This window comes from Micromonospora echinospora, from assembly GCF_900091495.1.
Taxonomy (GTDB): domain Bacteria; phylum Actinomycetota; class Actinomycetes; order Mycobacteriales; family Micromonosporaceae; genus Micromonospora; species Micromonospora echinospora.
Genome location: NZ_LT607413.1, coordinates 2,535,549 through 2,558,341, shown reverse-complemented (window position 1 = coordinate 2,558,341; position 22,793 = coordinate 2,535,549). Strand labels below are relative to the sequence as shown.

At 68.8% G+C, this 22,793-nt stretch carries 14 protein-coding genes, 3 rRNA genes and 1 pseudogene; 6 read left to right on the top strand and 12 right to left on the bottom strand.

The genetic code is table 11. The features are described from left to right. The first annotated feature begins 13 nt into the window (after positions 1-13). Complete coding sequence (locus tag GA0070618_RS11640) at positions 14-1,087, top strand: PHP domain-containing protein (protein ID WP_088981653.1); 1,074 nt, start codon at positions 14-16, stop codon at positions 1,085-1,087. Between the two features lie 125 nt (positions 1,088-1,212). On the opposite strand, the gene GA0070618_RS11635 is transcribed toward GA0070618_RS11640, so the two are convergent. Further along, positions 1,213-2,190: a DMT family transporter gene (locus GA0070618_RS11635; RefSeq protein WP_231931707.1), complete on the bottom strand. Its 978-nt coding sequence runs from the start codon at positions 2,188-2,190 to the stop codon at positions 1,213-1,215. Positions 2,191-2,509: 319 nt separating this feature from the next. Here GA0070618_RS11635 and GA0070618_RS11630 point away from each other — a divergent pair, with 319 nt between their 5' ends. Then, complete coding sequence (locus tag GA0070618_RS11630) at positions 2,510-4,180, top strand: DUF885 domain-containing protein (protein ID WP_088981651.1); 1,671 nt, start codon at positions 2,510-2,512, stop codon at positions 4,178-4,180. Between the two features lie 56 nt (positions 4,181-4,236). Here the strand turns inward: GA0070618_RS11630 and GA0070618_RS11625 are convergent, their stop codons facing one another. From GA0070618_RS11625 to GA0070618_RS11615, 3 genes are all read right to left on the bottom strand, one after another. Beyond that, a complete protein-coding gene (locus tag GA0070618_RS11625; RefSeq protein ID WP_088981650.1) occupies positions 4,237-5,850 on the bottom strand; it encodes a DUF6114 domain-containing protein in 1,614 nt (537 codons plus the stop codon). 89 nt (positions 5,851-5,939) lie between these two features. Next, positions 5,940-6,542 (bottom strand): DUF6230 family protein, encoded by a 603-nt coding sequence (locus GA0070618_RS11620; RefSeq protein ID WP_088981649.1) that lies wholly within the window; start codon positions 6,540-6,542, stop codon positions 5,940-5,942. A gap of 387 nt (positions 6,543-6,929) precedes the next feature. After that, a complete protein-coding gene (locus GA0070618_RS11615; protein WP_088981648.1) occupies positions 6,930-7,130 on the bottom strand; it encodes a hypothetical protein in 201 nt (66 codons plus the stop codon). Between the two features lie 237 nt (positions 7,131-7,367). Between GA0070618_RS11615 and GA0070618_RS11610 the strand changes: the two genes are divergently transcribed. Next, positions 7,368-9,203, top strand: a complete 1,836-nt coding sequence (locus GA0070618_RS11610) for a VanW family protein (RefSeq protein WP_088985459.1) — start codon at positions 7,368-7,370, stop codon at positions 9,201-9,203. Between the two features lie 196 nt (positions 9,204-9,399). Here the strand turns inward: GA0070618_RS11610 and GA0070618_RS11605 are convergent, their stop codons facing one another. From GA0070618_RS11605 to GA0070618_RS11585, 5 genes are all read right to left on the bottom strand, one after another. Continuing rightward, a complete protein-coding gene (locus GA0070618_RS11605) occupies positions 9,400-10,026 on the bottom strand; it encodes an NADPH-dependent F420 reductase (protein ID WP_088981647.1) in 627 nt (208 codons plus the stop codon). A 135-nt stretch (positions 10,027-10,161) separates the two neighbouring features. Further along, positions 10,162-10,278, bottom strand: a 5S ribosomal RNA gene (rrf, locus tag GA0070618_RS11600). Positions 10,279-10,355: 77 nt separating this feature from the next. Beyond that, a 23S ribosomal RNA gene (locus GA0070618_RS11595) occupies positions 10,356-13,464 on the bottom strand. A gap of 356 nt (positions 13,465-13,820) precedes the next feature. Then, positions 13,821-15,335: ribosomal RNA gene (locus tag GA0070618_RS11590) — 16S ribosomal RNA — on the bottom strand. The 16S, 23S and 5S rRNA genes sit together here, the layout of an rRNA operon. A 636-nt stretch (positions 15,336-15,971) precedes the next feature. After that, positions 15,972-16,241 carry an SCO4848 family membrane protein gene (locus GA0070618_RS11585; RefSeq protein ID WP_088981646.1) on the bottom strand — a complete coding sequence of 90 codons (270 nt, stop codon included), beginning with the start codon at positions 16,239-16,241 and terminating at the stop codon, positions 15,972-15,974. A gap of 352 nt (positions 16,242-16,593) precedes the next feature. Between GA0070618_RS11585 and trpS the strand changes: the two genes are divergently transcribed. The 3 genes from trpS (at position 16,594) to GA0070618_RS11565 (ending at position 19,822) form a co-directional block, all read left to right on the top strand. Then, positions 16,594-17,673, top strand: a complete 1,080-nt coding sequence (gene trpS, locus GA0070618_RS11575) for a tryptophan--tRNA ligase (protein ID WP_088981644.1) — start codon at positions 16,594-16,596, stop codon at positions 17,671-17,673. Positions 17,674-17,739: 66 nt separating this feature from the next. After that, a complete protein-coding gene (locus GA0070618_RS11570; protein WP_088981643.1) occupies positions 17,740-18,897 on the top strand; it encodes a tRNA-ribosyltransferase family protein in 1,158 nt (385 codons plus the stop codon). A 7-nt stretch (positions 18,898-18,904) separates the two neighbouring features. Beyond that, positions 18,905-19,822 (top strand): hypothetical protein, encoded by a 918-nt coding sequence (locus tag GA0070618_RS11565; protein ID WP_088981642.1) that lies wholly within the window; start codon positions 18,905-18,907, stop codon positions 19,820-19,822. Between the two features lie 12 nt (positions 19,823-19,834). Here the strand turns inward: GA0070618_RS11565 and GA0070618_RS11560 are convergent, their stop codons facing one another. The 3 genes and pseudogenes from GA0070618_RS11560 to GA0070618_RS35515 all read right to left on the bottom strand — a co-directional run. Beyond that, positions 19,835-21,088 carry an aminotransferase class III-fold pyridoxal phosphate-dependent enzyme gene (locus tag GA0070618_RS11560; protein WP_088981641.1) on the bottom strand — a complete coding sequence of 418 codons (1,254 nt, stop codon included), beginning with the start codon at positions 21,086-21,088 and terminating at the stop codon, positions 19,835-19,837. Between the two features lie 31 nt (positions 21,089-21,119). Continuing rightward, entirely contained in the window at positions 21,120-22,541 is a 1,422-nt protein-coding gene (locus GA0070618_RS11555) for a GMC oxidoreductase (RefSeq protein ID WP_143740568.1), read from the bottom strand. A 24-nt stretch (positions 22,542-22,565) separates the two neighbouring features. Continuing rightward, a pseudogene (locus GA0070618_RS35515) lies at positions 22,566-22,643 on the bottom strand (NAD(P)-binding protein); the annotation flags it as partial. Between the last annotated feature and the right edge of the window lie 150 nt (positions 22,644-22,793).

Below are 22,793 nucleotides of genomic sequence, written 5' to 3'. Positions count from 1 at the left end.
GTAAGTTCGCAGGGTGAGCCGGGATCCCGTCGCCGACCTGCGCCGCATCGCGTTCCTGCTGGAACGGGCGAACGAGGCCACCTACCGGGTACGCGCGTTCCGCTCCGCGGCCACGACCCTCGCCGCCCTGCCCGCCGGGGAGCTGGCCGAACGGGCCCGCACCGGGAAGCTCACCGAGCTGACCGGGGTCGGTGACGTCACCGCCCGCTGCGTGGTCGAGTCGCTGGCCGGCGAGGAGCCGGTCTACCTTCGCCGGCTGGCCGCCACCGAGGGCACCGACCTGGACGCGGCCGCCACCGACCTGCGTACGGCGCTGCGCGGCGACTGCCACACCCACTCCGACTGGTCCGACGGCGGGTCACCGATCGAGGAGATGGCCCTCGCCGCGGTGGAGCTGGGCCACGAGTACCTGGTCCTGACCGACCACTCGCCCCGGCTGAAGGTGGCACGGGGGCTGACCGCCGACCGGCTGCGCCGTCAGCTCGACCACGTGGCGCAACTCAACGACGCGCTGCCGGAGGGGTTCCGCGTCCTCACCGGGATCGAGGTGGACATCCTCGCCGACGGCTCGCTCGACCAGGACGACGAGTTGCTCGCCCGGCTGGACGTGGTGGTCGGCTCGGTGCACAGTGGCCTGAACGACGACCGGGCGAGGATGACCCGCCGGATGCTCACCGCCGTCGCCAACCCGCACCTGGACATCCTCGGGCACTGCACCGGGCGGATGGTGGCGTCCCGGCCGGCCGGGGTGAGCGGGCCGGGCGACCGGGCGCACCGGCCGCGTACCCGGCCGGAGAGCGACTTCGACGCCGACGCCGCCTTCGCCGCCTGCGCCGAACACGGCAAGGCCGTCGAGATCAACTCACGGCCGGAGCGGCAGGACCCGCCGAAGCGGCTGATCCGGCGTGCCCTGGAGGCCGGCTGTGTCTTCGCGGTGAACACCGACGCGCACGCCCCGGGGCAGCTCGACTGGCAGCGCTTCGGGTGCGAACGGGCCGCCCGGTGCGGGGTGCCCGCCGACCGGGTGGTGAACACCCGGTCGGCCGACGAGCTGGTCGCCTGGGCGCGGAGCCACGACCCCGCCTGAGGATCCACCGGGCCCGCACCGGCAGCCACCCAGCCGGCGGACGAACCGGGCCGACGGGCCCCGGGACACCGCCGCCGACCTGAGGGCCAACGAACCGGGCGGCGGACCGACCGGGCCGGCCGGGGTCAGTTCCGGGAGGCCACGGTGGGCACGGCGGGCGCGGCGGCGGTGGTGGTCGCCGCACGGCGCGGCCAGCGGAGGAGGCCCTGCGACACCGCCACCCCGAGCAGCACGACCAGCGCCCCGACCGGCTGGTGCCAGGTGGGCGTCTCGTCGAGGGCCACGGCGCCGATGAGCACCGCGAAGACCGGGATCAGGTAGGTCACCGTGGACGCCGCGCTCGCGCCGACCAGCCGGATGTTGTGCATGTTGATCACGAAGGCCAACCCGGTGCCGAGGGCGCCGAGCGCCAGCACGCTGGCCACCACGTCCCAGGAGAGCGCGGCGGGCGCGGGCGGTGCTCCCGCCACCAGCGGTGCCACCACCGCCAGCTGGACGGTGGCGAGCAGCAGCTGCGCCGCCGACAGCGCCAGCCCCGACTCCGCCCGGCCCGCGACGAACCGCTTCTGGTACGGGATGGCCATGCCGTAGCAGGCCGCCGCGCCGAAGCACATCAACTGCCCGGTGAAGGTGGCACCGCTGACGCCCTGCCAGACCCCGAGCACCACCAGCACCCCGGCGAAGCCCAGCCCGAGTCCGACGGCCCGTCGGGTGGTCAACCGCTCGGTCCGGAACACCAGCACCGCCAGCGGCAGGACGACCAGCGGCGTGGTGGCGTTCCAGATGCCGGCCAGCATCGACGGGATCCGCTGCTCGCCGTAGCCGAAGAGGGTGAACGGGAGCGCCACACCGAACGCGGCCACCACCGTGAGGTGCAGCCAGAGCCGACGGTCCCGGGGAAGCCGGTCGCGGAGCACGGCGAGCACCACGAGGAGGGTCAGCGCCCCGGTGGCGACACGCCCCAGGGTGACGTAGAGCGGGTGCAGCTCCCGGATCCCGATCTTGATGAACAGGAAACTGGAGCCCCAGATCGCCGCGAGCAGGACGAAACCGGGCAGCCAACTACGCAGGGGCGCCCGGTCAGGGGTGGAGTCCGGTGTCACTCCTGACACTCTGCCGTAGCCCTCCGACATTGTCCGGCGATATCCGGTCGCCGTGTCGCGCGTCACCGCAACCTGCCTACCGCGGTGGCGTTGACCAGCCGAGGAGGCGGCGACCGATGGCCCTCGACGCGGCCGGCGGGTACACCCCGGTCGCCAAGGCGGTCGGCGGCGAGCGGCTGACGGTCGACGCGCCGTTCCCGATCGACCTGGACCCGGCCGAGCTGCTGCCCTGAGTGAGCGGAGAGCCGACCGAACCGCTGGCCGGGCGCGCCGGAAAGAAGGTCGACAGCCCGGGGAGCCGGTCACGTAGGGTTCCCCCGTGGGACGAATCGACGACCTCGCGAACCGGTACGTGGTGGAGTGGGCCGTACTCAATCCGGCCGGCGCCACCTACACCGGCATCGCCGGCCAGGACGACCGGCTCGACGACCTGTCGCCGGACGGCTATGCCGCCCGCGCCGAGCTGGACCGGCGCACGCTGGCCGAACTGGACGTCATCGAGCCGGAGACGCTGGCGGAGCGGACCGCCAAGGAGGCCATGCAGGAGCGGCTGGGTCTGACCCTGGCCCGCTACGACGCGGGCGAGGAGACCAGCGCGATCAACGTGATCGCCAGCGGCCTGCACGACATCCGCTCGGTCTTCGACCTCATGCCGACCGAGGGCGAGCAGGCGATGGCGAACGTCGCCACCCGGCTCCACCAGTTCGCCGGCGCGCTGGAGGGCTACAAGACCACGCTGCGCGCGGCGGCCGACGCGGGCCACGTCTCCTCCCGGACGCAGATGGTCGAGGTCGCCAAGCAGTGCGACATCTGGACCGATCCGGACGGCGACAACTTCTTCCACGGCCTGGTCGAGCGGCTCGGCGCCGACGGCACGCTCGGCGCGGACCTGCGCCGGGGTGCGGCGGCGGCCACCGCGGCGACCGCCGAGTTCGGCCGGTTCCTCCGCACCGAGCTGGCGCCCCGGGGGCGGGAGAAGCAGGCGGCCGGCCGGGAGCGCTACGCGCTGGCCTCCCAGTACTTCCTCGGCGCGAAGATCGACCTGGACGAGACGTACGCCTGGGGCTTCGAGGAGCTGGCCCGCCTGGAGGCCGACATGCGGACGGTGGCCGCCCGGATCGTCGGCCCCGGGGCGACCATCGACGAGGCGGTGGCCGCGCTGGACGCCGACCCGGCCCGCACGATCCAGGGCAAGGAGGCGTTCCGGGACTGGATGCAGGCGCTCGCCGACAAGGCCGTCGGCGAGCTGCACGGCACCCACTTCGACATCCCCGAGCAGGTACGCCGCATCGAGTGCCGCCTCGCCCCGACCAGTGACGGCGGCATCTACTACACCGGCCCCAGCGAGGACTTCTCCCGGCCGGGCCGGATGTGGTGGGCCGTGCCGCAGGGCGTCACCGACTTCTCCACCTGGCGCGAGGTGACCACCGTCTACCACGAGGGCGTGCCGGGTCACCACCTTCAGGTCGGGCAGACCGCCGTCCGGGCGGAGCTGCTCAACCGCTGGCAGCGGCTGCTCTGCTGGGTCTCCGGGCACGGCGAGGGCTGGGCGCTCTACGCCGAACGCCTGATGGAGGAACTGGGCTACCTGGAGGACCCGGGTGACCGGCTCGGCATGCTCGACGCGCAGGCGTTCCGGGCGGCCCGGGTCATCGTCGACATCGGCATGCACCTGGAGCTGGAGATCCCCCGGGGCAACCCGTTCGGCTTCCACCCGGGCGAGCGGTGGACGCCGGAGCTGGGCTGGGAGTTCATGCGCGCGCACTGCCGGGTGCCGGACGAGAACCTGCGCTTCGAGCTGAACCGCTACCTGGGCTGGCCGGGGCAGGCCCCGTCGTACAAGGTCGGCGAGCGGATCTGGCTCCAGGCCCGGGACGAGGCGAAGATCCGCAAGGGCGCCGAGTTCGACCTGAAGGAGTTCCACCGGCAGGCGCTCGACCTGGGCGCGCTCGGGCTCGACCCGCTGCGCCGGGCACTCGCCCGGCTCTGAGGCACCGGGTGACGACCGGGCCGGGCGGTGACGTCCGGTCCGTCTCGTCGGTCGGCTCAGGGCAGGGTCAGCCGGAGCGGTTCGTCCCCGGTGGTGAGGACGTCGCAGTCGACGAAGGCCAGGTCGATCACCGGGTCCTGGAAGACGAGCTGCGGCGCGGTGATCGGGATGCCGTCCGGGAACGGCAGGTCCGGGGTGAGCGTGACGGTGACCAGACCGGGACCGCCGAGCAGGGCGATTCGACCGGTGAACCGGGTGGCGTAGAACGCCACGTCGCCGTCGACGGTGAGCTGGTCGGTGACGTAGCGCAGCGGGGTTCCGGCGGTGCCGGCCGACTGGAGTGCGAAGTCGTCGGTCACCGCCCGACGCATGCTGAACTTCAACGCCCGCAGGGTGCTGTCGATCGTCCTCAGGTCGACGACCCCCTCGAAGCGGATCCCGGTCATCACCACCTTCGAGCCGGTGAGCTTCGACGGCGTACCCACCGTGGGCGTTTCCGGGTCGGCATCGATCCGGGGCAACGGCTTGCCCGGCCGGACCGGCTCGGGCTGCTCGGACTCGTCAGGCTCGCCGGGTGTGGGAGTCGCGCAGGCCGGCGGGGCGGCGGACGTCGCGGCCGGGGCGGGGCGCGCCGCGGGCGGTCGGCCCGGGGTGGCCGCCGGCGTGGTCCCGACCGGGGTCGGGTCCGGCTGCTCCCGGGCGTCGTCCCCGGTACGGAGGTCCCCGTTTCCCCCGACGTCGGTGGCCGGTCCGGCGTCCGGTCGGGCGGAGGTGACCGGGTCAGCGTCCGGTCCGGCGGGCGTGGTCGGGCGAGCCGTACCGGGATCGGGGGTCGGGGTGTCGTCACCGGGGTCCGGGGTGGCCGACGGCCCCGGGGTGGTGGGCGGGCCGGACGGGGCCGAGGCGGTCGGCGTGGGGCAGTCGGAGCCGAGCGGGGCGGCCCGCACCGGCATCGGGCCGTTCAGGGCCAGCAGAACGGCCGTGCCGAGGCCGAGCAGGGCCACCGCCCCGGCGAGGAACCGGGGATCGCGGGGGGACGGTCCGGCCGCCCGGTCGACGGGCATGATCTCGTCGACCAGGGTCCGGTCCGGGTCGTCCGCCTCGGGCCCGGCCGACGAGCCCGATCCACCCGACGGGCCCGATCCACCCGACGAGCCTGATCCACCCGCCGGGCCCGGTCCAGCCGACGGGGCACCGGCGGGCGGCACGGCAGTGGACTGCGCGACGACGGGCGGCTCACCGGAAGGCACCGCTTCCCCGGTGACGGACGCTGCCGGCGCACGGGCGGGCGCCCAGGCGAAGCCGAGCGCGCTGCCGACCATGCCCAGCAGCAGGCCGACGAAGAAGCCGCCGAGGTTGACGCCGATCAGCGAGAACAGCGCGGTGACCGCCGCGACGACGGCGTAGAACATCCGGTGCTGCGGGGTGAACCACATGAACATCCCGCAGGCCACCAGGATGGTGGGGATCACCCAGGAGAGAAATCCGGTCGGCCCGATCTGGAACGTCAGGCCGCCGAGGCTCATCTGGGTGGTGCCGAAGATCTGCACACCGGCCAGGGCGGTCAGCAGCCCGCCCCAGAACGGCCGGCTCCGCCGCCACCGGTGGAATCTCCGCCTCGTCTGGCTGAACCCGCCCGAACGGGCATGCTGCGGGTCCGCGCTTGTCACGTACGCCTCCTGGCGGCTCGGGTGGTGGGGCGGGAGGGAACGGGCCGGCGGGGCCCACGGCGGTGTCCCGCGTGGGCCCCGGGGTCACCTCAGAAGCACTCCTTGGCCTCGGCGCCGACGTTCACCTTCAACTTGAGCCCGGTCAGGGTGAAGGTGCCGGCGCTCGTCGAGCGGGCCACCTGCTTCAGGTCGGTGATGACGACGCTGTCCGCGCTCTGCCCGAACGACTTCGGCGTGGCCTTCGCGTTCAGGTCGGTGGCGTCCCGTCCGATCTTGATGTTCGAGAAGGTGGCGTCGCCCTCCAGCGATTCCATGTCGATCAGCAGACCGCTGGCGGTGGCCGGCTTGCCGCCACCACCGGCGTTGATGGTGAGCACGATCGGCATGTTCGGGATCTTCACCGACTGGCAGAGGTTGTGGAGGTCGGCGCGGGTGATCTCCGAGACGGCGACCGGGTGGGTGGTGCCGTCCTTCTCCTCGACCATGCCGCCGTACTGCTTGAAGCCGTCGCCCTCCAGCTTGGAGGCGCTGACCTTGAACGTCTGCCCGGAAACGGCGAAGGACGCCGCGATGGCACCGTTGGCCATGCCGACGACGATGGCACCGGCGACGACGGTGGTGGGCACCAGCATGGCGGCGAACCGACGCCAGCGCACACCGCCCTGGGTCGGGGAGTCGGTGGAATCCTGCACGGGTCCTCCTCGGAAGGGGTCACCGGGGCAACGGCACCGGGACTACGGGGGAGCACTTCACGTCGCTGCGGACCCACGGTGCTGCTGACGGTGCGCAGCGTGCGGATTGGATGGTCGCGCGTGGCGACGCACGTCACAAGACCCTTGCTACCCGCCGGTAACTCCACGGTTGCATCGAGGATCGCAACTTCCTTACCGGCCGTGAGAACACCCCAGCACCCGCACCGGGCAAACCATCCCGATTGCCACAGCACCCCTGCGCCGACCTCACCAGCGGTAGCCGTTTCATCGACAGGTCACATTTTGGAAACGGCCACCTGACAAACCGCTGAGGATGATCGGCGATCAACCGTCCGGTGGATGGACACCCGGCCCGTCCGGTAGTGATCAGTCGTCCGCCGTCAACCAGTCGTGCAGCAGCCGGTGGTCGATCGAGTCCGGTCGACCCAACGGCAGCCCGGCGATCAGCGCGGCGGCCTCGGTGGCCGGAACGCGTACCGGCCGGGTCCCGACACCCGTCACCCGGCAACGGTCCCGCCAGAGCGCCAGCACCCCGGTGTCCGGCAGGTCAGGAGTGCCTCCAGCCACGCCGGGTCGTCCCGCCGCGTCCCGGCCCGGTCCAACCAGCCGCCGGCGTAGGTCAACCCGTAACCGTCGCTCCGCGCCCCGTCACCGTGCCATGATCGAGGGCACTGGCGCGATCCGGAGCGACACGCGTACCGACCTGCGTGGCGGTGCACACTGCCGGCTACCCCTCCGCGTTGGTTACCGTAGTCGTTCACCGGGGAGTCCCCCGCTCCCCCCGTGGTACGTCCGATCGAGGTTCTGCCTGTGACTCTGTACGGCGACAAGCTGCCTCCCGCCGACGACCGGCCGACCGTCCAGGTCACCGCGGTCACCTGGCCCGCCGCCGAGGCCGGGCCGCCCCAACCGGCCACCGGTCCGGAGCCCACCGGTCCCGCACCGGATCCGTCCGCCCCGCGCGGCGGGCGACGGCGACGGGTGGTGCTCGCCGCCGGGATGGCGACGGTACTGCTGGCCGCCGGCGCCGGCGCGGGCGGTTACGCGTACGCCGGCGAGGTCCCGCGTGGCACCACGGTGCTCGGCACCGAGGTGGGCGGCAAGAGCCGGGCGGACGCGGCCCGGGCGCTCCGGGCCGAACTGGACCGCCGGGCCGTCACTCTCGCCGCCCCCGTGCCGGTACGCATCGGCGACCGGACCACCGAGATCATGCCGGCCGACGTCGGGCTGACGGTGGACGTGGAGGCGACCGTGGCGGCGGCCGTCGAGGCCCAGGCCGCCCCGCTCAGTCGCCTCTTCGGCTCCCGTACGGTCGAGCCGGTGGTGACGGTCGACCCGGCCCGGTTGGAGACCGTGCTGGAGGCGGCGGTCGGCCCGCAGGGACGCAAGATGACCATGCCGAAGATCACCTACAGCGGCACCACCCCGAAGAAGGTCCATCCGAAGCCCGCCCTCACCGTCGACGCGCAGGCCTCCGCCGAGGCGTTGCGCAGGAACTGGCTCGGCGCGGAGCCGGTCACCGTGCCGCTGGTCGAGAAGCACCCGGCCACCACCGCCGAGGAGGTCGACCGTCTGGTGGCCGAACTGGCCGCGCCGGCGGTCGCCGCACCGGTCAAGCTGACCACCCAGAAGGGGTCGGTGACCATCCCGGCGAGCGCGATCGCCCGGAGCCTGAGCTTCCCCGCCGACAAGACCGGCAAGCTCACTCCCAAGCTCGACGTCAAGAAGCTCCGGACCGCCCTGGGCGACAAGCTGGCCGCCATCGAGGTGGAGCCCCGGGACGCCTCGATGACCCTGGCGGGTGGAACGCCGAAGGCCGTCCCGAGTCGCCCCGGACAACGCCTCGACGACGACGCCCTGGGCCGCGACCTGCTCGCCGTCCTGCCGAAGGCCGACGGCCGTACGGTCGACGGCGTGCTCAAGCCGGTCGAGGCCAAGCTGACCACCGAGAAGGTCACGCAGCTCGGCATCAAGGAGAAGGTGTCCAGCTTCACCACCCACTTCACCGGTGGCCTCTCCTCGGCGCGCAGCAAGAACATCGTCCAGATCGCCAAGGACGTCGACGGCACGGTGGTCCAGCCCGGCGAGACGTTCTCCCTCAACGGTCACACCGGTGAGCGCGGCTACAAGCAGGGCTACCACGACGCGCCGGTCATCCTCGACGGAAAGCTCGTGCCCGGGGTCGGCGGCGGGACGTCCCAGTTCACCACCACCCTGTTCAACGCCATCTACTACGCCGGGCTGGAGGACGTCGAGCACAAGCCGCACTCGTACTGGTTCAGCCGGTACCCCGCGGTGATCGAGTCGACGATCTTCTACCCGAACCTCGACTTCAAGTTCCGCAACAACACCCCGTACGGGGTCATGATCGACACCTCGTACACGTCGAGTTCGGTGACCGTGGCGATCTGGGGCACCAAGATCTACGACAGCGTGAAGACCGAGTACAGCCCTCGCCGGAACATCACCAGGCCGAAGGTCATCCACCTGGAGCCCGGACCGTCCTGCATCGCCACCAACGGCATCAACGGCTTCACCCAGGACGCGTACCGGATCATCCGCAAGGACGGCGAGGTCGTGAAGCGGGAGAAGTTCACCTGGACCTACCAGGCCGAACCGCGCTTCGTCTGCGGGCCGTAGCGACGCCGACTCCCCCGGGCACGACGACGCCCCGCCGGTCCGGTGACCGGCGGGGCGTCTGCCTTTCCGCGTGCCCTCGCAGCGGCGTCAGCACGTCCCGACCGGCGTCCTTGGCGTGCTCGGGAGAGGCCGTTGACGCGGGAGAGCATGCGGGTCGCACCGCGCCCCGGGGTCGGGCCGTCCTACCGGGCACGCCTCAGGGCCGTACCTCGGCCAGCCCCTGCCGTACGCCCTCGACGTCCCGGTCGGTGCCGTAGACCGGGGTGTCCGGCTGCTGCCGCCAGCTCCCGTCCAGGGTCCCGGCGTCGACCGGGTCGAACCCGAGCGCGTCGACGACCTCCATCACGAGCCGTTTGGCCTCTTCGTCGTCGGCGGCCACCGGGAGGGCGATCCGGTCCGGGGCGCCGGCCGGACGGCCCTTCTCCAGCAGGTGCTGCGCCTGGATGTTGTTGAACGCCTTGACCAGCCGGGCACCCTTGAGATGCTCAGCGGTCCACCGGCTGGAGGTGACGCTCCGATCCGCGATCTCCGGAACGTCCCCGTCCCGTTGGGGGTAGTAGTTGTTGGCGTCGACCACCACGCGGCCCTCGAAAGCCTCAGCGGGCAGCTGCGGCACGGCCTTCAGCGGTACGGCGACCACCACGAGGTCCCCGCTCCTGGCTGCCTGGTCCACGGTCCCCGGGGTCGCCCCGGTCTCCGCAGCGAGGTCGCGTAGCGACTCGGGGCCCCGCGAGTTGGCCACCGTCACGTCGTGGCCCAGGTCCCGCAGCCGTCGGGTCAGGGAGCCACCGATGTGACCCGAGCCGATGATGCCGATCCTCATGAGCACTCTCTCCTGCCTCCGCCGGTACGGCGGTCCGGGTCGGGACAGAGAGGATGTACCCCGAAGGATCGGGCTGATTCCCCCGGGAAATACAACGAGGGTCACCCTGACAACAGGGTGACCCTCGTGAAAGAAGTCCGGCGGTGTCCTACTCTCCCACACCCTCCCGAGTGCAGTACCATCGGCGCTGGAGGGCTTAGCTTCCGGGTTCGGAATGTAACCGGGCGTTTCCCCTCCGCCATGACCGCCGTAACACTATCGACATATCAAACAACCGGGCGGGTTGTTCGTTAGCCGTGAATCACACAGTGGACGCAAGCAGAAAGTTTGTAGTCAAGTCCTCGGCCTATTAGTACCGGTCAACTGAACCCGTTACCGAGCTTACATTTCCGGCCTATCAACCCAGTCGTCTAGCTGGGGGCCTTACCCCTCCAAAGAGGGTGGGATACCTCATCTTGAAGCGAGCTTCCCGCTTAGATGCTTTCAGCGGTTATCCCTTCCGAACGTAGCTAACCAGCCGTGCCCTTGGCAGGACAACTGGCACACCAGAGGTTCGTCCGTCCCGGTCCTCTCGTACTAGGGACAGCCCTTCTCAAGTATCCTACGCGCACGGCGGATAGGGACCGAACTGTCTCACGACGTTCTAAACCCAGCTCGCGTACCGCTTTAATGGGCGAACAGCCCAACCCTTGGGACCTGCTACAGCCCCAGGATGCGACGAGCCGACATCGAGGTGCCAAACCATCCCGTCGATATGGACTCTTGGGGAAGATCAGCCTGTTATCCCCGGGGTACCTTTTATCCGTTGAGCGACACCGCTTCCACACGCAAGTGCCGGATCACTAGTCCCGACTTTCGTCCCTGCTCGACCTGTCAGTCTCACAGTCAAGCTCCCTTGTGTACTTGCACTCAACACCTGATTGCCAACCAGGCTGAGGGAACCTTTGGGCGCCTCCGTTACCCTTTAGGAGGCAACCGCCCCAGTTAAACTACCCACCAGACACTGTCCCTGAACCGGATCACGGTCCGAAGTTAGATACCCAAATCAACCAGAGTGGTATTTCAAGATTGCCTCCACCCGTACTGGCGTACGGACTTCACCGGCTCCCACCTATCCTACACAAGCTAATTCGGATACCAATGTCAAGCTATAGTAAAGGTCCCGGGGTCTTTCCGTCCTGCCGCGCGTAACGAGCATCTTTACTCGTACTGCAATTTCGCCGGGCCTGTGGTTGAGACAGTGGGGAAGTCGTTACGCCATTCGTGCAGGTCGGAACTTACCCGACAAGGAATTTCGCTACCTTAGGATGGTTATAGTTACCACCGCCGTTTACTGGCGCTTAAGTTCTCCGCTTCGCCCCGAAGAGCTAACAGGTCCCCTTAACGTTCCAGCACCGGGCAGGCGTCAGTCCATATACATCGAATTACTTCTTCGCATGGACCTGTGTTTTTAGTAAACAGTCGCTTCCCCCTGCTCTCTGCGGCCATACAACGCTCCACCCGCGCGGGGCTTCACGTCTCCGGCCCCCCTTCTCCCTAAGTTACGGGGGCAATTTGCCGAGTTCCTTAACCACAGTTCGCCCGATCGCCTCGGTATTCTCTACCTGACCACCTGTGTCGGTTTGGGGTACGGGCCGCTAAGAACTCGCTAGAGGCTTTTCTCGGCAGCATAGGATCACTGACTTCACCTGAATCGGCTCGGCATCACGTCTCAGCCCTATGGTGTGCGGATTTGCCTACACACCGGCCTACACGCTTACCCCGGCACAACCACCGGCCGGGCTCAGCTACCTTCCTGCGTCACCCCATCGCTTGACTACTACCCGCCAGGTTCCCACGCTCCCCAACCGCAACCCGAAGGCATTGGCCAGTTTGGGTGGTTAGCACAACGAGGTTCATCAGGGTCGCTCTTTCGCGGGTACGGGAATATCAACCCGTTGTCCATCGACTACGCCTCTCGGCCTCGCCTTAGGTCCCGACTCACCCAGGGCGGATTAGCCTGGCCCTGGAACCCTTGGTCATCCGGCGGAAGGGTTTCTCACCCTTCTTTCGCTACTCATGCCTGCATTCTCACTCGTGCCGCGTCCACACCTCGATCACTCGGATGCTTCACCCCCGGCACGACGCTCCCCTACCCATCCACACACCTGCACCAGACATCAAGGCCTGGCGAAGTAAAAATGTGAATGCCACAGCTTCGGCGGTGTGCTTGAGCCCCGCTACATTGTCGGCGCGGAACCACTTGACCAGTGAGCTATTACGCACTCTTTAAAGGGTGGCTGCTTCTAAGCCAACCTCCTGGTTGTCTATGCGACCCCACATCCTTTTCCACTTAGCACACGCTTAGGGGCCTTAGCTGGTGATCTGGGCTGTTTCCCTCTCGACTACGAAGCTTATCCCCCGCAGTCTCACTGCCGCGCTCTCACTTACCGGCATTCGGAGTTTGGCTGATTTCGGTAAGCTTGTGGGCCCCCTAGACCATCCAGTGCTCTACCTCCGGCAAGAAACACGCGACGCTGCACCTAAATGCATTTCGGGGAGAACCAGCTATCACGGAGTTTGATTGGCCTTTCACCCCTAACCACAGGTCATCCCCCAACTTTTCAACGTTGGTGGGTTCGGCCCTCCACGCGGTCTTACCCGCGCTTCAGCCTGCCCATGGCTAGATCACTCCGCTTCGGGTCTAGAGCATGCGACTAAAAACGCCCTATTCAGACTCGCTTTCGCTACGGCTCCCCCACACGGGTTAACCTCGCCACATGCCACTAACTCGCAGGCTCATTCTTCAAAAGGCACGCCGTCACCCCGCAAGGCTCCGACGGATTGTAGGCGAACGGTTTCAGGTACTATTTCACTCCCCTCCCGGGGTACTTTTCACCATTCCCTCACGGTACTCGTCCGCTATCGGTCACCAGGAAGTATTTAGGCTTACCAGGTGGTCCTGGCAGATTCACGGCAGATTTCAGGAGTCCGCCGCTACTCGGGAACACCCACAGAAGACCAGCCACTTTCACCTACCGGACTTTCACCGCCTACGGTCAGCCATTCCAGACTGTTCGGCTAGCAACTGGCTTTATAACTCCTCGAACACGTGTCAGCATGTTCAGCAGGGTCCCACAACCCCGACCACGCAACCCCTGACAGGTATCACACGCAGCCGGTTTAGCCTCAATCCGCTTTCGCTCGCCACTACTCACGGAATCACTATTTGTTTTCTCTTCCTACGGGTACTGAGATGTTTCACTTCCCCGCGTTCCCCCCATACACCCTATGTGTTCAGGTGCAGGTGACATCACATGACTGATGCCAGGTTTCCCCATTCGGACACCCTGGGATCACAGCTTGGTTGACAGCTCCCCCAGGCCTATCGCGGCCTCCCACGTCCTTCATCGGCTCCTGGTGCCAAGGCATCCACCGTTCGCCCTTGACAACTTGACCACAAAGATGCTCGCGTCCACTGTGCAATTCTCAACCAACGACCAACCCACAACCCACCACATCCCACACCAGACCCGACAACCGCCGGCGGTATGCGAGACCAGGTCATGCCTGGCAGCTTTCGCCTAAAGAAACCAACCACACGGGTTGTTCCTTCAGGACCCAACAGGGTGCTATCCGCCCTCCCCCAGCCGCACCACAACCCCCGTTCCTGCACCCCACAAGGAGGCGTGTACTAGAAGGTCCATGGCCGTTGCCAGGAAAAAACTCACCAGTGTCTCCGCCATCGAGCACCCCGACCCGACATTCGCAGGTCGCGGGCTCCTTACCACCCTTCGGTGGAAGGTGCTCCTTAGAAAGGAGGTGATCCAGCCGCACCTTCCGGTACGGCTACCTTGTTACGACTTCGTCCCAATCGCCAGCCCCACCTTCGACGGCTCCCTCCACAAGGGTTGGGCCACCGGCTTCGGGTGTTGCCGACTTTCGTGACGTGACGGGCGGTGTGTACAAGGCCCGGGAACGTATTCACCGCAGCGTTGCTGATCTGCGATTACTAGCGACTCCGACTTCACGGGGTCGAGTTGCAGACCCCGATCCGAACTGAGACCGGCTTTTTGGGATTCGCTCCACCTCACGGTATCGCAGCCCATTGTACCGGCCATTGTAGCATGCGTGAAGCCCTGGACATAAGGGGCATGATGACTTGACGTCATCCCCACCTTCCTCCGAGTTGACCCCGGCAGTCTTCGATGAGTCCCCGCCATAACGCGCTGGCAACATCGAACGAGGGTTGCGCTCGTTGCGGGACTTAACCCAACATCTCACGACACGAGCTGACGACAGCCATGCACCACCTGTGACCGCCCCCGAAGGACCCGACATCTCTGCCGGTTTTGCGGCCATGTCAAACCCAGGTAAGGTTCTTCGCGTTGCATCGAATTAATCCGCATGCTCCGCCGCTTGTGCGGGCCCCCGTCAATTCCTTTGAGTTTTAGCCTTGCGGCCGTACTCCCCAGGCGGGGCGCTTAATGCGTTAGCTGCGGCACAGAGAACCGGAGAGGCCCCCCACACCTAGCGCCCAACGTTTACAGCGTGGACTACCAGGGTATCTAATCCTGTTCGCTCCCCACGCTTTCGCTCCTCAGCGTCAGTATCGGCCCAGAGACCCGCCTTCGCCACCGGTGTTCCTCCTGATATCTGCGCATTTCACCGCTACACCAGGAATTCCAGTCTCCCCTACCGAACTCTAGCCTGCCCGTATCGACTGCAGGCCCGCAGTTGAGCTGCGGGTTTTCACAGTCGACGCGACAAGCCGCCTACGAGCTCTTTACGCCCAATAAATCCGGACAACGCTCGCGCCCTACGTCTTACCGCGGCTGCTGGCACGTAGTTGGCCGGCGCTTCTTCTGCAGGTACCGTCACTTACGCTTCGTCCCTGCTGAAAGAGGTTTACAACCCGAAGGCCGTCATCCCTCACGCGGCGTCGCTGCATCAGGCTTCCGCCCATTGTGCAATATTCCCCACTGCTGCCTCCCGTAGGAGTCTGGGCCGTGTCTCAGTCCCAGTGTGGCCGGTCGCCCTCTCAGGCCGGCTACCCGTCGTCGCCTTGGTAGGCCATCACCCCACCAACAAGCTGATAGGCCGCGAGCCCATCCCAGGCCGAAAAACTTTCCACCAACAGTCATGCGACCGAAGGTCCTATTCGGTATTAGCCCCGGTTTCCCGGGGTTATCCCAAAGCCTAGGGCAGGTTGCTCACGTGTTACTCACCCGTTCGCCGCTCGAGTACCCCGAAGGGCCTTTCCGCTCGACTTGCATGTGTTAAGCACGCCGCCAGCGTTCGTCCTGAGCCAGGATCAAACTCTCCAACAAAAACTTGTTGAACAATCGTCCCGGCAACATAGTGTTGCCAAAGGAATCCCCACCAGCCAGACATAAAGCCCGACCAGCACGGGGTATAACTAATTGGCACTGGCTTATCAAGCACCCTGTTGAGTTCTCAAAGAACAACCACACACCATCCGGCAACCCCACCAAGGGGCCCCATCCGGGGCATCTCGTCCTCGCACCCGCCGCTTCCGCGTCGAGCACTTCTACTACGTTACCTCACCGTTTCCGCCGTGTCAAACCGTGTGTCCCGGTCTGTCGTGCTTGGTACGGTTTGGCCCCGCTGATCGCAGGCAGCGGCGAACCACTGTGCTTTGATCATCGGATTCAGCAGGCCGGCCGCTGCGGTCTCCCGCTCGCTCGCCCGGTTCCCTGCCGGTCGTCAACCTTACCCGGCCGGTTCCGCCCCGCCAAATCGACCCCTCGGTCGACCGGTGGAGCACCACCCGGACCCGATGCTCGAGGAGTGAACCCCTCCCGCTTCGGTGCCGGCCCGTTCCGGACTCCCAGGTTCTTTGCCCTGTTTCGTCCGTTCCGCGCTGGCAGAGAGAAAGTTACGCGTCGGGGGTTTGAACGTCAAATCGAGGGGGTAGCGGTCCGCGTCACATCGTCGATGGCGGGCTATACCGCCTGGTCAGACCGGCTGCGGGCACGCCGCTGGGCGAGCACGCCCCGGACACCCAGCACGCCGACCGCCGTGCCGATGGTCAGGGACGCGGCGATCAGCAGCGCGTGGATCCAGAGAAAGCCGGTACCGCTGCCCTCGCCGACCGTCCCGGTCGACCAGGACCTCGGGTCGTTCCAGATCGCGACCGCGAACCTCGGCCAGATCGCCCAGGTCCAGACCCCGACACCGACAAGGAAGAGCGCCCAGCCACGTGACAGCACCATGGCCGCCGAGTATGCCAGCGCCGTGGACGCGTCGACCCTGTTCAGGGCACCGCGCCTCGGCCGGCGGGGTTACCGTGGACCCGTGGTCCGGACGAGCAACCTCCCGGCGGCGGGCGTCGAGCTGAGCGACGACCTGCCCGCCGGTGCCGCCCCCTATCCGGCGGCGACCAGGTCCGGGGACGGGCGTGACCGCCTCCTGGACGTCCTTCGTGCCCGCGGGCTCCGGTTCCGCGACGGCGCGCGATGGCAACCGGCTCGCTGAGCCCCTGCTGATCACCGACCGGGACGTTCCGTCCCGCGTCGACGCGCGCCCGCGAAACCCCCACCCGTACGACACGAGAGGCGTACCACCATGTCCGCTGCACGGATGCTCACCGGCGACCGCCCGACCGGGCGGCTGCACCTCGGCCACTACGTGGGCAGCATCGCCAACCGGGTTCGGTTGCACCAGCGCTACGAGAGCTTCTTCATCATCGCCGACCTGCACATGCTCACCACGAGGAACACCCGCGAGGACATCTCCCGGGTCGCCGGCAACGCCCGGGAGATGGTCCTCGACATCCTGGCCGCCGGAGTCGAGCCGGACCGGGCCACGTTCTACCTCCAGTCCGCCGTCCCCGAGGTCGGCGACCTGAACACGCTCTTCCAGAACCTGGTCAGCGTGCCGAGGTTGGAGCGGGTCCCGTCGTTGAAGGAGATGGCCCGGGCCGCCGGCAAGGAGGAGATGCCGTACGGGCTGCTCGGCTATCCCGTCCTCCAGGCGGCGGACATCCTCTGCGTCCGGGCCGACGTCGTGCCGGTGGGCCGGGACAACGCCGCGCACGTGGAGGTGACCCGGGAGGTGGCCCGCCGGTTCAACCACCTCTACGGGGAGGTGCTCCCCGTACCGGAGATGATCCACGCGGAGACGCCGACGCTGGTCGGCACGGACGGCCGCGCCAAGATGAGCAAGAGTCTGGGCAACGCGATCGCGCTCGCCGACGAGCCGGCGGTGGTGCGGCGCAAGGTGCTGGGGATGTACACCGACCCGAAGCGGGTCCGGGCCGACGTGCCGGGGACCGTGGCGGGGAACCCGGTCTTCGTCTACCACGACGTGTTCAATCCGGACCGGGCCGAGGTCGACGAGCTGAAGGAGCGCTACCAGGCCGGTCGGGTCGGCGACGTCGAGGTCAAGGAGCGGCTCGCGGCGGCGCTCAACCGGTTCCTCGACCCGATGCGGGAACGGCGGGCCGGCTTCGCGGCCGAACGTGGCCTCGTCGACCAGCTGATCGCCGACGGCACCGAACGGACCCGTGAGGAGGTCCGGCGCACCCTCGCCGAGGTGCGGCGGGCGATGGGGCTGACCGGCGCGTACCAGCAGATCCGCCGCCGGGCCGAGCGGGCCCGGGGCAGAGCGGGCAGGCCGGCCACCGTGAGCACGAGCCGCGCCTGAGGAGCGGCCCGCCGGGGCACGTATCCTGGAGAATCCGTCTGCCCGCTGCCGAGGAGCTGCGATCTGATGACCTCCGCGGACCCTGCCGCCCCGGCGGGCCCCACGCTGGACACCGCCCACGGGTCGGTCGTCCTGCCCACCTTCCTGCCCGACGGCACCCGGGCCTCGGTCCGGGCGGTCGACACCCTCGACCTGTCGACGGTGGGGATCGAGGCGGTGATGGTCAACGCGATGCACCTGGCCCAGCGTCCCGGGTTGCAGACCATCAAGCGGGCCGGCGGACTTCACCGCTTCATGGCCTGGGACGGCGTGATCGTCTCCGACTCGGGCGGCTTCCAGGTCCTCTCCCTGCTCCGTAAGCAGGGCAAGAAGGGGTCGATCCGGGCCAGCGGGGTGACCTTCCAGGAGTCGCCGAGCGCGAAGAAGATCGTGCTGACCCCGGAGAAGGTCATCGAGTGGCAGTTCGGGCTCCGCTCGGACGTGGTGGTCGCCCTCGACGACTGCACCGGCCCGGAGGACTCCCCGGCCGAGCAGCTCGCCTCGACCGAGCGGACGATCCGCTGGTTCCGGCAGGCCCGGCAGGCGTACGACCTCCAGTGCCGGCAGCGCCGGATGGCCGAGCCGCCGCTGCTGGTCGGGGTGGTGCAGGGCGGCACCGACCCGGAGCTGCGTCAACGTTGCGTCGACGCCCTCGTCGAGTCCGGGGCGCAGGGGTTCGGGTTCGGGGGCTGGCCGCTCAGCGCCGAGGGTGAGCTGGAGCGCGAGATGTTCGCCCTGCTCGCCCGGATCACCCCGCAGGACGCGCCGTTGTTCGCCCTGGGGGTCGGCCGGCCCGAGCACCTGGTCTCCCTCTGCGAGCTGGACATGCGTTGGGTCTTCGACTGCACGATCCCGACCCGGGACGCCCGGCACGGCCGGCTCTACGCGTTCGTGCCGGAGATCGCCGACCGGCTGCTCACCCCGGACCGGAGCTTCTACCAGAACGTCTACATCCTGGACGAGGAGAACTCCCGGAAGGACGAGCCGATCTGCGCGACCTATGACTGCCCGACCTGTCGGCGGTACAGCCGCAGTTACCTGCACCACCTCTTCCGGGTGAAGGACGGTCTGGCGGACCGGCTCGCCACCCTGCACAACCTGCGCTTCTACACCCGGCTGCTGGAGATGATCCGGGCCGGGCGGATGGCCCAGCCGGGCCTGCGCGAGCCGGCCCGGCTCGGGTGACCGGCCGGTGACGTCGACCCCGCCGGACCTGGTGCCCGCCGGTGAACCGGCGCCGGCCGCCCTGCCGGAGCCGGAGTCGGCCATCCTGCCGGAGCCGGCCGGGGTCGTGTCGTCGCCGGCGGCGGAGTCACCCGCCGTGCGGAAGGTGATCGCCCGGCTCACCGCCGCGGCCAAGTACCGCGACGTGCACCCGGAGACCGTTGCCGACCTGGTCCGGCGGGAGGGTCGGGCCACCGGGGACGCCGCCGAGCTGGAACGGCGGGTCCGGGCCCGGCTGCACAAGGTCGCCGCCCTGCACCTGCTCACCGCCCGGCCGGCGGCGCTGCGCAAGGCGCTGGACCGGGCCGACCTCGACGACCCGCAGTCGCGGCGGGACTGGTGCCGGCAGGTGCTGGCCGGGCACTTCTCCACCGCCGAACGCCTGCCCGACCTGGACGCCTTCTACCCGACCCTGTTCGGGCTGGTGCCGCCGCCGGAGACGGTGGCCGACATCGCCTGCGCGCTGAACCCGTTCACCGTGCCCTGGCTGCGGGAGGTGAGTGACGCCCGCTACGTCGGCTACGACTTCAACGCGACGTTCGTGGAGCTGGGCAACGCCTTCCTCGCCCGGACCCATCCGGAGTGCGAGATCCGGCACGAGGAGGTGCTCACCGACGGCCACCGGGTGAGCGCCGACCTGGGGTTGCTGCTCAAGACGTACCACTGCATGGAGGGACGCCGGCCCGGCGCGGGGCTGGCGTTGGTCGACCGGCTGGCGTGCCGGCACGTGGTGGTGTCGTTCCCCACCCGGGCCATGAACGGCCGGGCGGCGGTCTTCGTGCCCCGGCACGTCGAGGAGTTGGCCGAGCTGGCCCGCGACCGGGGATGGAGCTGGTCGCGGGCCACTCTGGCGTCCGAGGACCTGGTGGCGATCCACAAGGAGTGAACCGCCGGGGCCTCAGTCCTCCCAGAGGCGCTCGACGATCGCGGTGGTCTCCTCCCGGGTGCGCGGCCGGTCCGCCAGGCCGTCCATCGCGCCCCAGGCGCTGGCGTACCAGGACTCCTCGGTGAGTTCGCGGTCGGTGAAGCGGCCGGTCAGCGCGGCGCTGACCCGGTCGATCCGGCCGCACGCGTCCTCGGCCACCTCGTCGGTGAACGCCGCCGAGGGGGTCTGGTTGTCGCCCTCGAAGAAGAGCAGCCCCTCGGCCGCCGCGGCGGCGTGGAAGGCGTCGGCCACCTCGTCGTCGGCGCAGACGAACTGGAAGAGGTTGCCGTTGCCGGCGAGGTCGATCGGGACTCCGGCGTTGGCGAACGCCGCCCGGGTGTGGGCGATGAACCGGTCACCGGCGGCCCGGATGGCCTGCTGCGGTTCCCCGGTCGCCATCCGCCGCAGCGTGGTGGTCGCGGCGGCCATGGCGGTCGGCTCGAAGTACGAGGTGAACGAGACGTCCTCCAGCGCGGCGAGCAGGTGGGCGTCCCCGCCCACCGCCGCGACCGGCGAGCCGTTGGCCAGGCACTTCGCCACGATCCAGACGGCCGGGTCGAGGAGGGGGGTGGAGAGCCCGGCCCGGTAGCGGAGGCCGACCTTGACCTCGTCGGCGATGACCGGGACGTCCGCCTCCTTCGTCAGCCGGGTGAACTCGGTGTACCAGCGCTCGCCGAGGTGCATGTGGTCCGGGCTGATGACCACCGCCGCCACCTGCTCCGGGCGGCTGAGCCACTCGGCGAGCACGTCCAGGTCGAAGAGGAACTCGACGATGCCGTGCTGGTTGGGGGTGAAGGGCTCGTCGCAGTGCCACATCGGGTCGTACCCGTGGTAACCCGAGCTGAGGACGATCGACCTGTCCCGGGCGTCCCGGACGGCGCAGGTCACCGAGCGGAGCGCGGCGGTGCCGGTGCGGTAGAGGCCGACCACGTCGCCCCCGCACACCTCCTGCAACTGACCGAGCAGGGAGTCCAGCACCGGGCTCCAGGCGGTGCCCACCCCGGAGCGGCCCCGGGCGGCGCGGGCGATCGCCTCGGCGACCTCCTCGTCACCGTGGCCGAGGATGACCGATCCCCGGGCGTTGTCGAAGTCGATCCACCGGCGGCCGTCCGGGTCGGTCAGGTACGCGCCCGAGCCCTCGACGAACACCCGGGGGCGTCCGTCGGCGTCCCGGGGGCAGGTGGGTTCCTGGGCCAGCAGTTTGCCGGCACCGATGTCGATGGTCATCGTGTCGCTCGATTCGTTCCGTTCCGACAGGTCACAGGGAGAAATCGGGGTCGATGCCGAACTCCCGGCGCAGGAGCTGGCAGGCCATCCGCAGGGCGAGGGCCTGGATGGTCAGGGTGGGGTTGACGCCACCCGGGTAGGGCATCACGCCCCCGTCGACCACCATCAGGTTCGTCAGGCCGTGCACCCGTCCGTCCGGGTCGGTGACCGAGGTGCGGGGGTCGGTGCCGGAGCGGCAGGTGCCGTGCAGGTGGGTGCTGCCCATCCAGAAGTACGACGACTCACGCCAGGTCAGCTCACAGCCCGCGGCCCGCAGGATCCCCTCGGCCCGCTGTTGCAGGTACTCCAGGCGGGCCCGGTCCCGGGGGTGGGGCGAGTAGTCCATCACCACGTCCGGCAGGCCGAACTGGTCGACGCCCCGGCCGAGCGTCACCCGGTTCTCGGCGCGGGGCTGGTCGGGGACGATGCACTCCAGCCTGATGATCTGCTCGTCGGGACGTAGTTGGAGGGCTTCCTCCGGGCGGGACTCGAAGATCACCCCGCCGAGTCCGCCGGGCGCGTCGTCGGCGGTGTAGTAGTCGGTGATGGCGGCGGTGGAGAAGGGACCCGGACCGGCGACCCGGCCGCCGCCCGGAGTCACCGGGCTGTCGGTGCGCCGGTAGCCGAGGACGTACCCGCTCATCTTGAAGCACAGTCCCCGGCCGACCATGTCGTGCTCGTTGCCCAGGCCCTGCGGGCTGACCTCGTCGGTCGACCGCAGCAGCAGGGCGGCGCTCTGGACGGCGTTGCCGGCGACGACCACGTGCCGGGCCCGCAGGACGTGCCGGTTGCCGTTGTCCACCCGGACGCACTCCACGCCGTCCACGCTGGTGGCGTCGCGTCGGAGCAGCCGGACGGCCTTCAGGCCGGCGAAGAGCCGCAGTCCGGCCTTGCGCGCCGGGTCGAGGAAGACGGTGAGCGCGTCCCCCTTCGCACCGCGCTCGCACCGGTTGGAGATGCACGGCCGCTCGCCGGCGCACGCCAGCCGGCCGTGGTACGACTCGGTCGCGATGGCCAGGGGCGTCGGGAAGGGGTTCAGGCCCAGTGAGCGGGCCGCCGCCTGGATGGCCGCGCCCTCCGCAGTGGTCTCGACCGGCCGCATCGGGTACGACGGATTGCTCGGCAGGCTCGGGTCGTGCCCGCCCCCGGAGATACCGAGCGCCAGTTCCACGAACTCGTAGTAGGGATCGATCTCGTCCACCGTCCACGGCCAGCGCAGCGGCAGGTCGGAGCGGCCCAGCCGGCTCTCCGCGTCGAAGTCGACCGGACGGTAGCGGAAGGCCGCGCCGCCGAAGAAGACGGTTCCCCCACCGACGTTGCAGGTGGACCAGGGGTTGCCGGTCTTTTCCCAGAGGCCGCTGTCCTGGCGGATCCAGGCGGTCTCGGCAACCGTCTCGACGTCGTCGTAGCTCACCCAGGGATCCACGAAGGGGCCCTGTTCGACGACCACGACGTCGAGACCGGCTCGTTGCAGGGCCCAAGCGGTGATCGCACCGGAGGCGCCGCTGCCGATCACACAGACGTCGGCGACGTGGGCGGTGTCGTCGGCGGTCGGCTCCGGGCCGTACCGCAGCCGGGCCGTGATGTCCTCGTGACCGGTACTGAGGTCGGCGGAAACGCTGATGAGAACCTCCCGGGTTGGGTCTGCGTGCCGGCCGGCCGCATG

Excerpts from the sequence above, each read along its gene's own strand:
- GA0070618_RS11605 (WP_088981647.1), bottom strand. The coding sequence starts at position 10,026 with ATGAGGATCGGCATCATCGGCTCGGGTCACATCGGTGGCTCCCTGACC.
- GA0070618_RS11585 (WP_088981646.1), bottom strand. The coding sequence starts at position 16,241 with ATGGTGCTGTCACGTGGCTGGGCGCTCTTCCTTGTCGGTGTCGGGGTC.
- trpS (WP_088981644.1), top strand. The coding sequence starts at position 16,594 with ATGTCCGCTGCACGGATGCTCACCGGCGACCGCCCGACCGGGCGGCTG.
- GA0070618_RS11570 (WP_088981643.1), top strand. The coding sequence starts at position 17,740 with ATGACCTCCGCGGACCCTGCCGCCCCGGCGGGCCCCACGCTGGACACC.
- GA0070618_RS11560 (WP_088981641.1), bottom strand. The coding sequence starts at position 21,088 with ATGACCATCGACATCGGTGCCGGCAAACTGCTGGCCCAGGAACCCACC.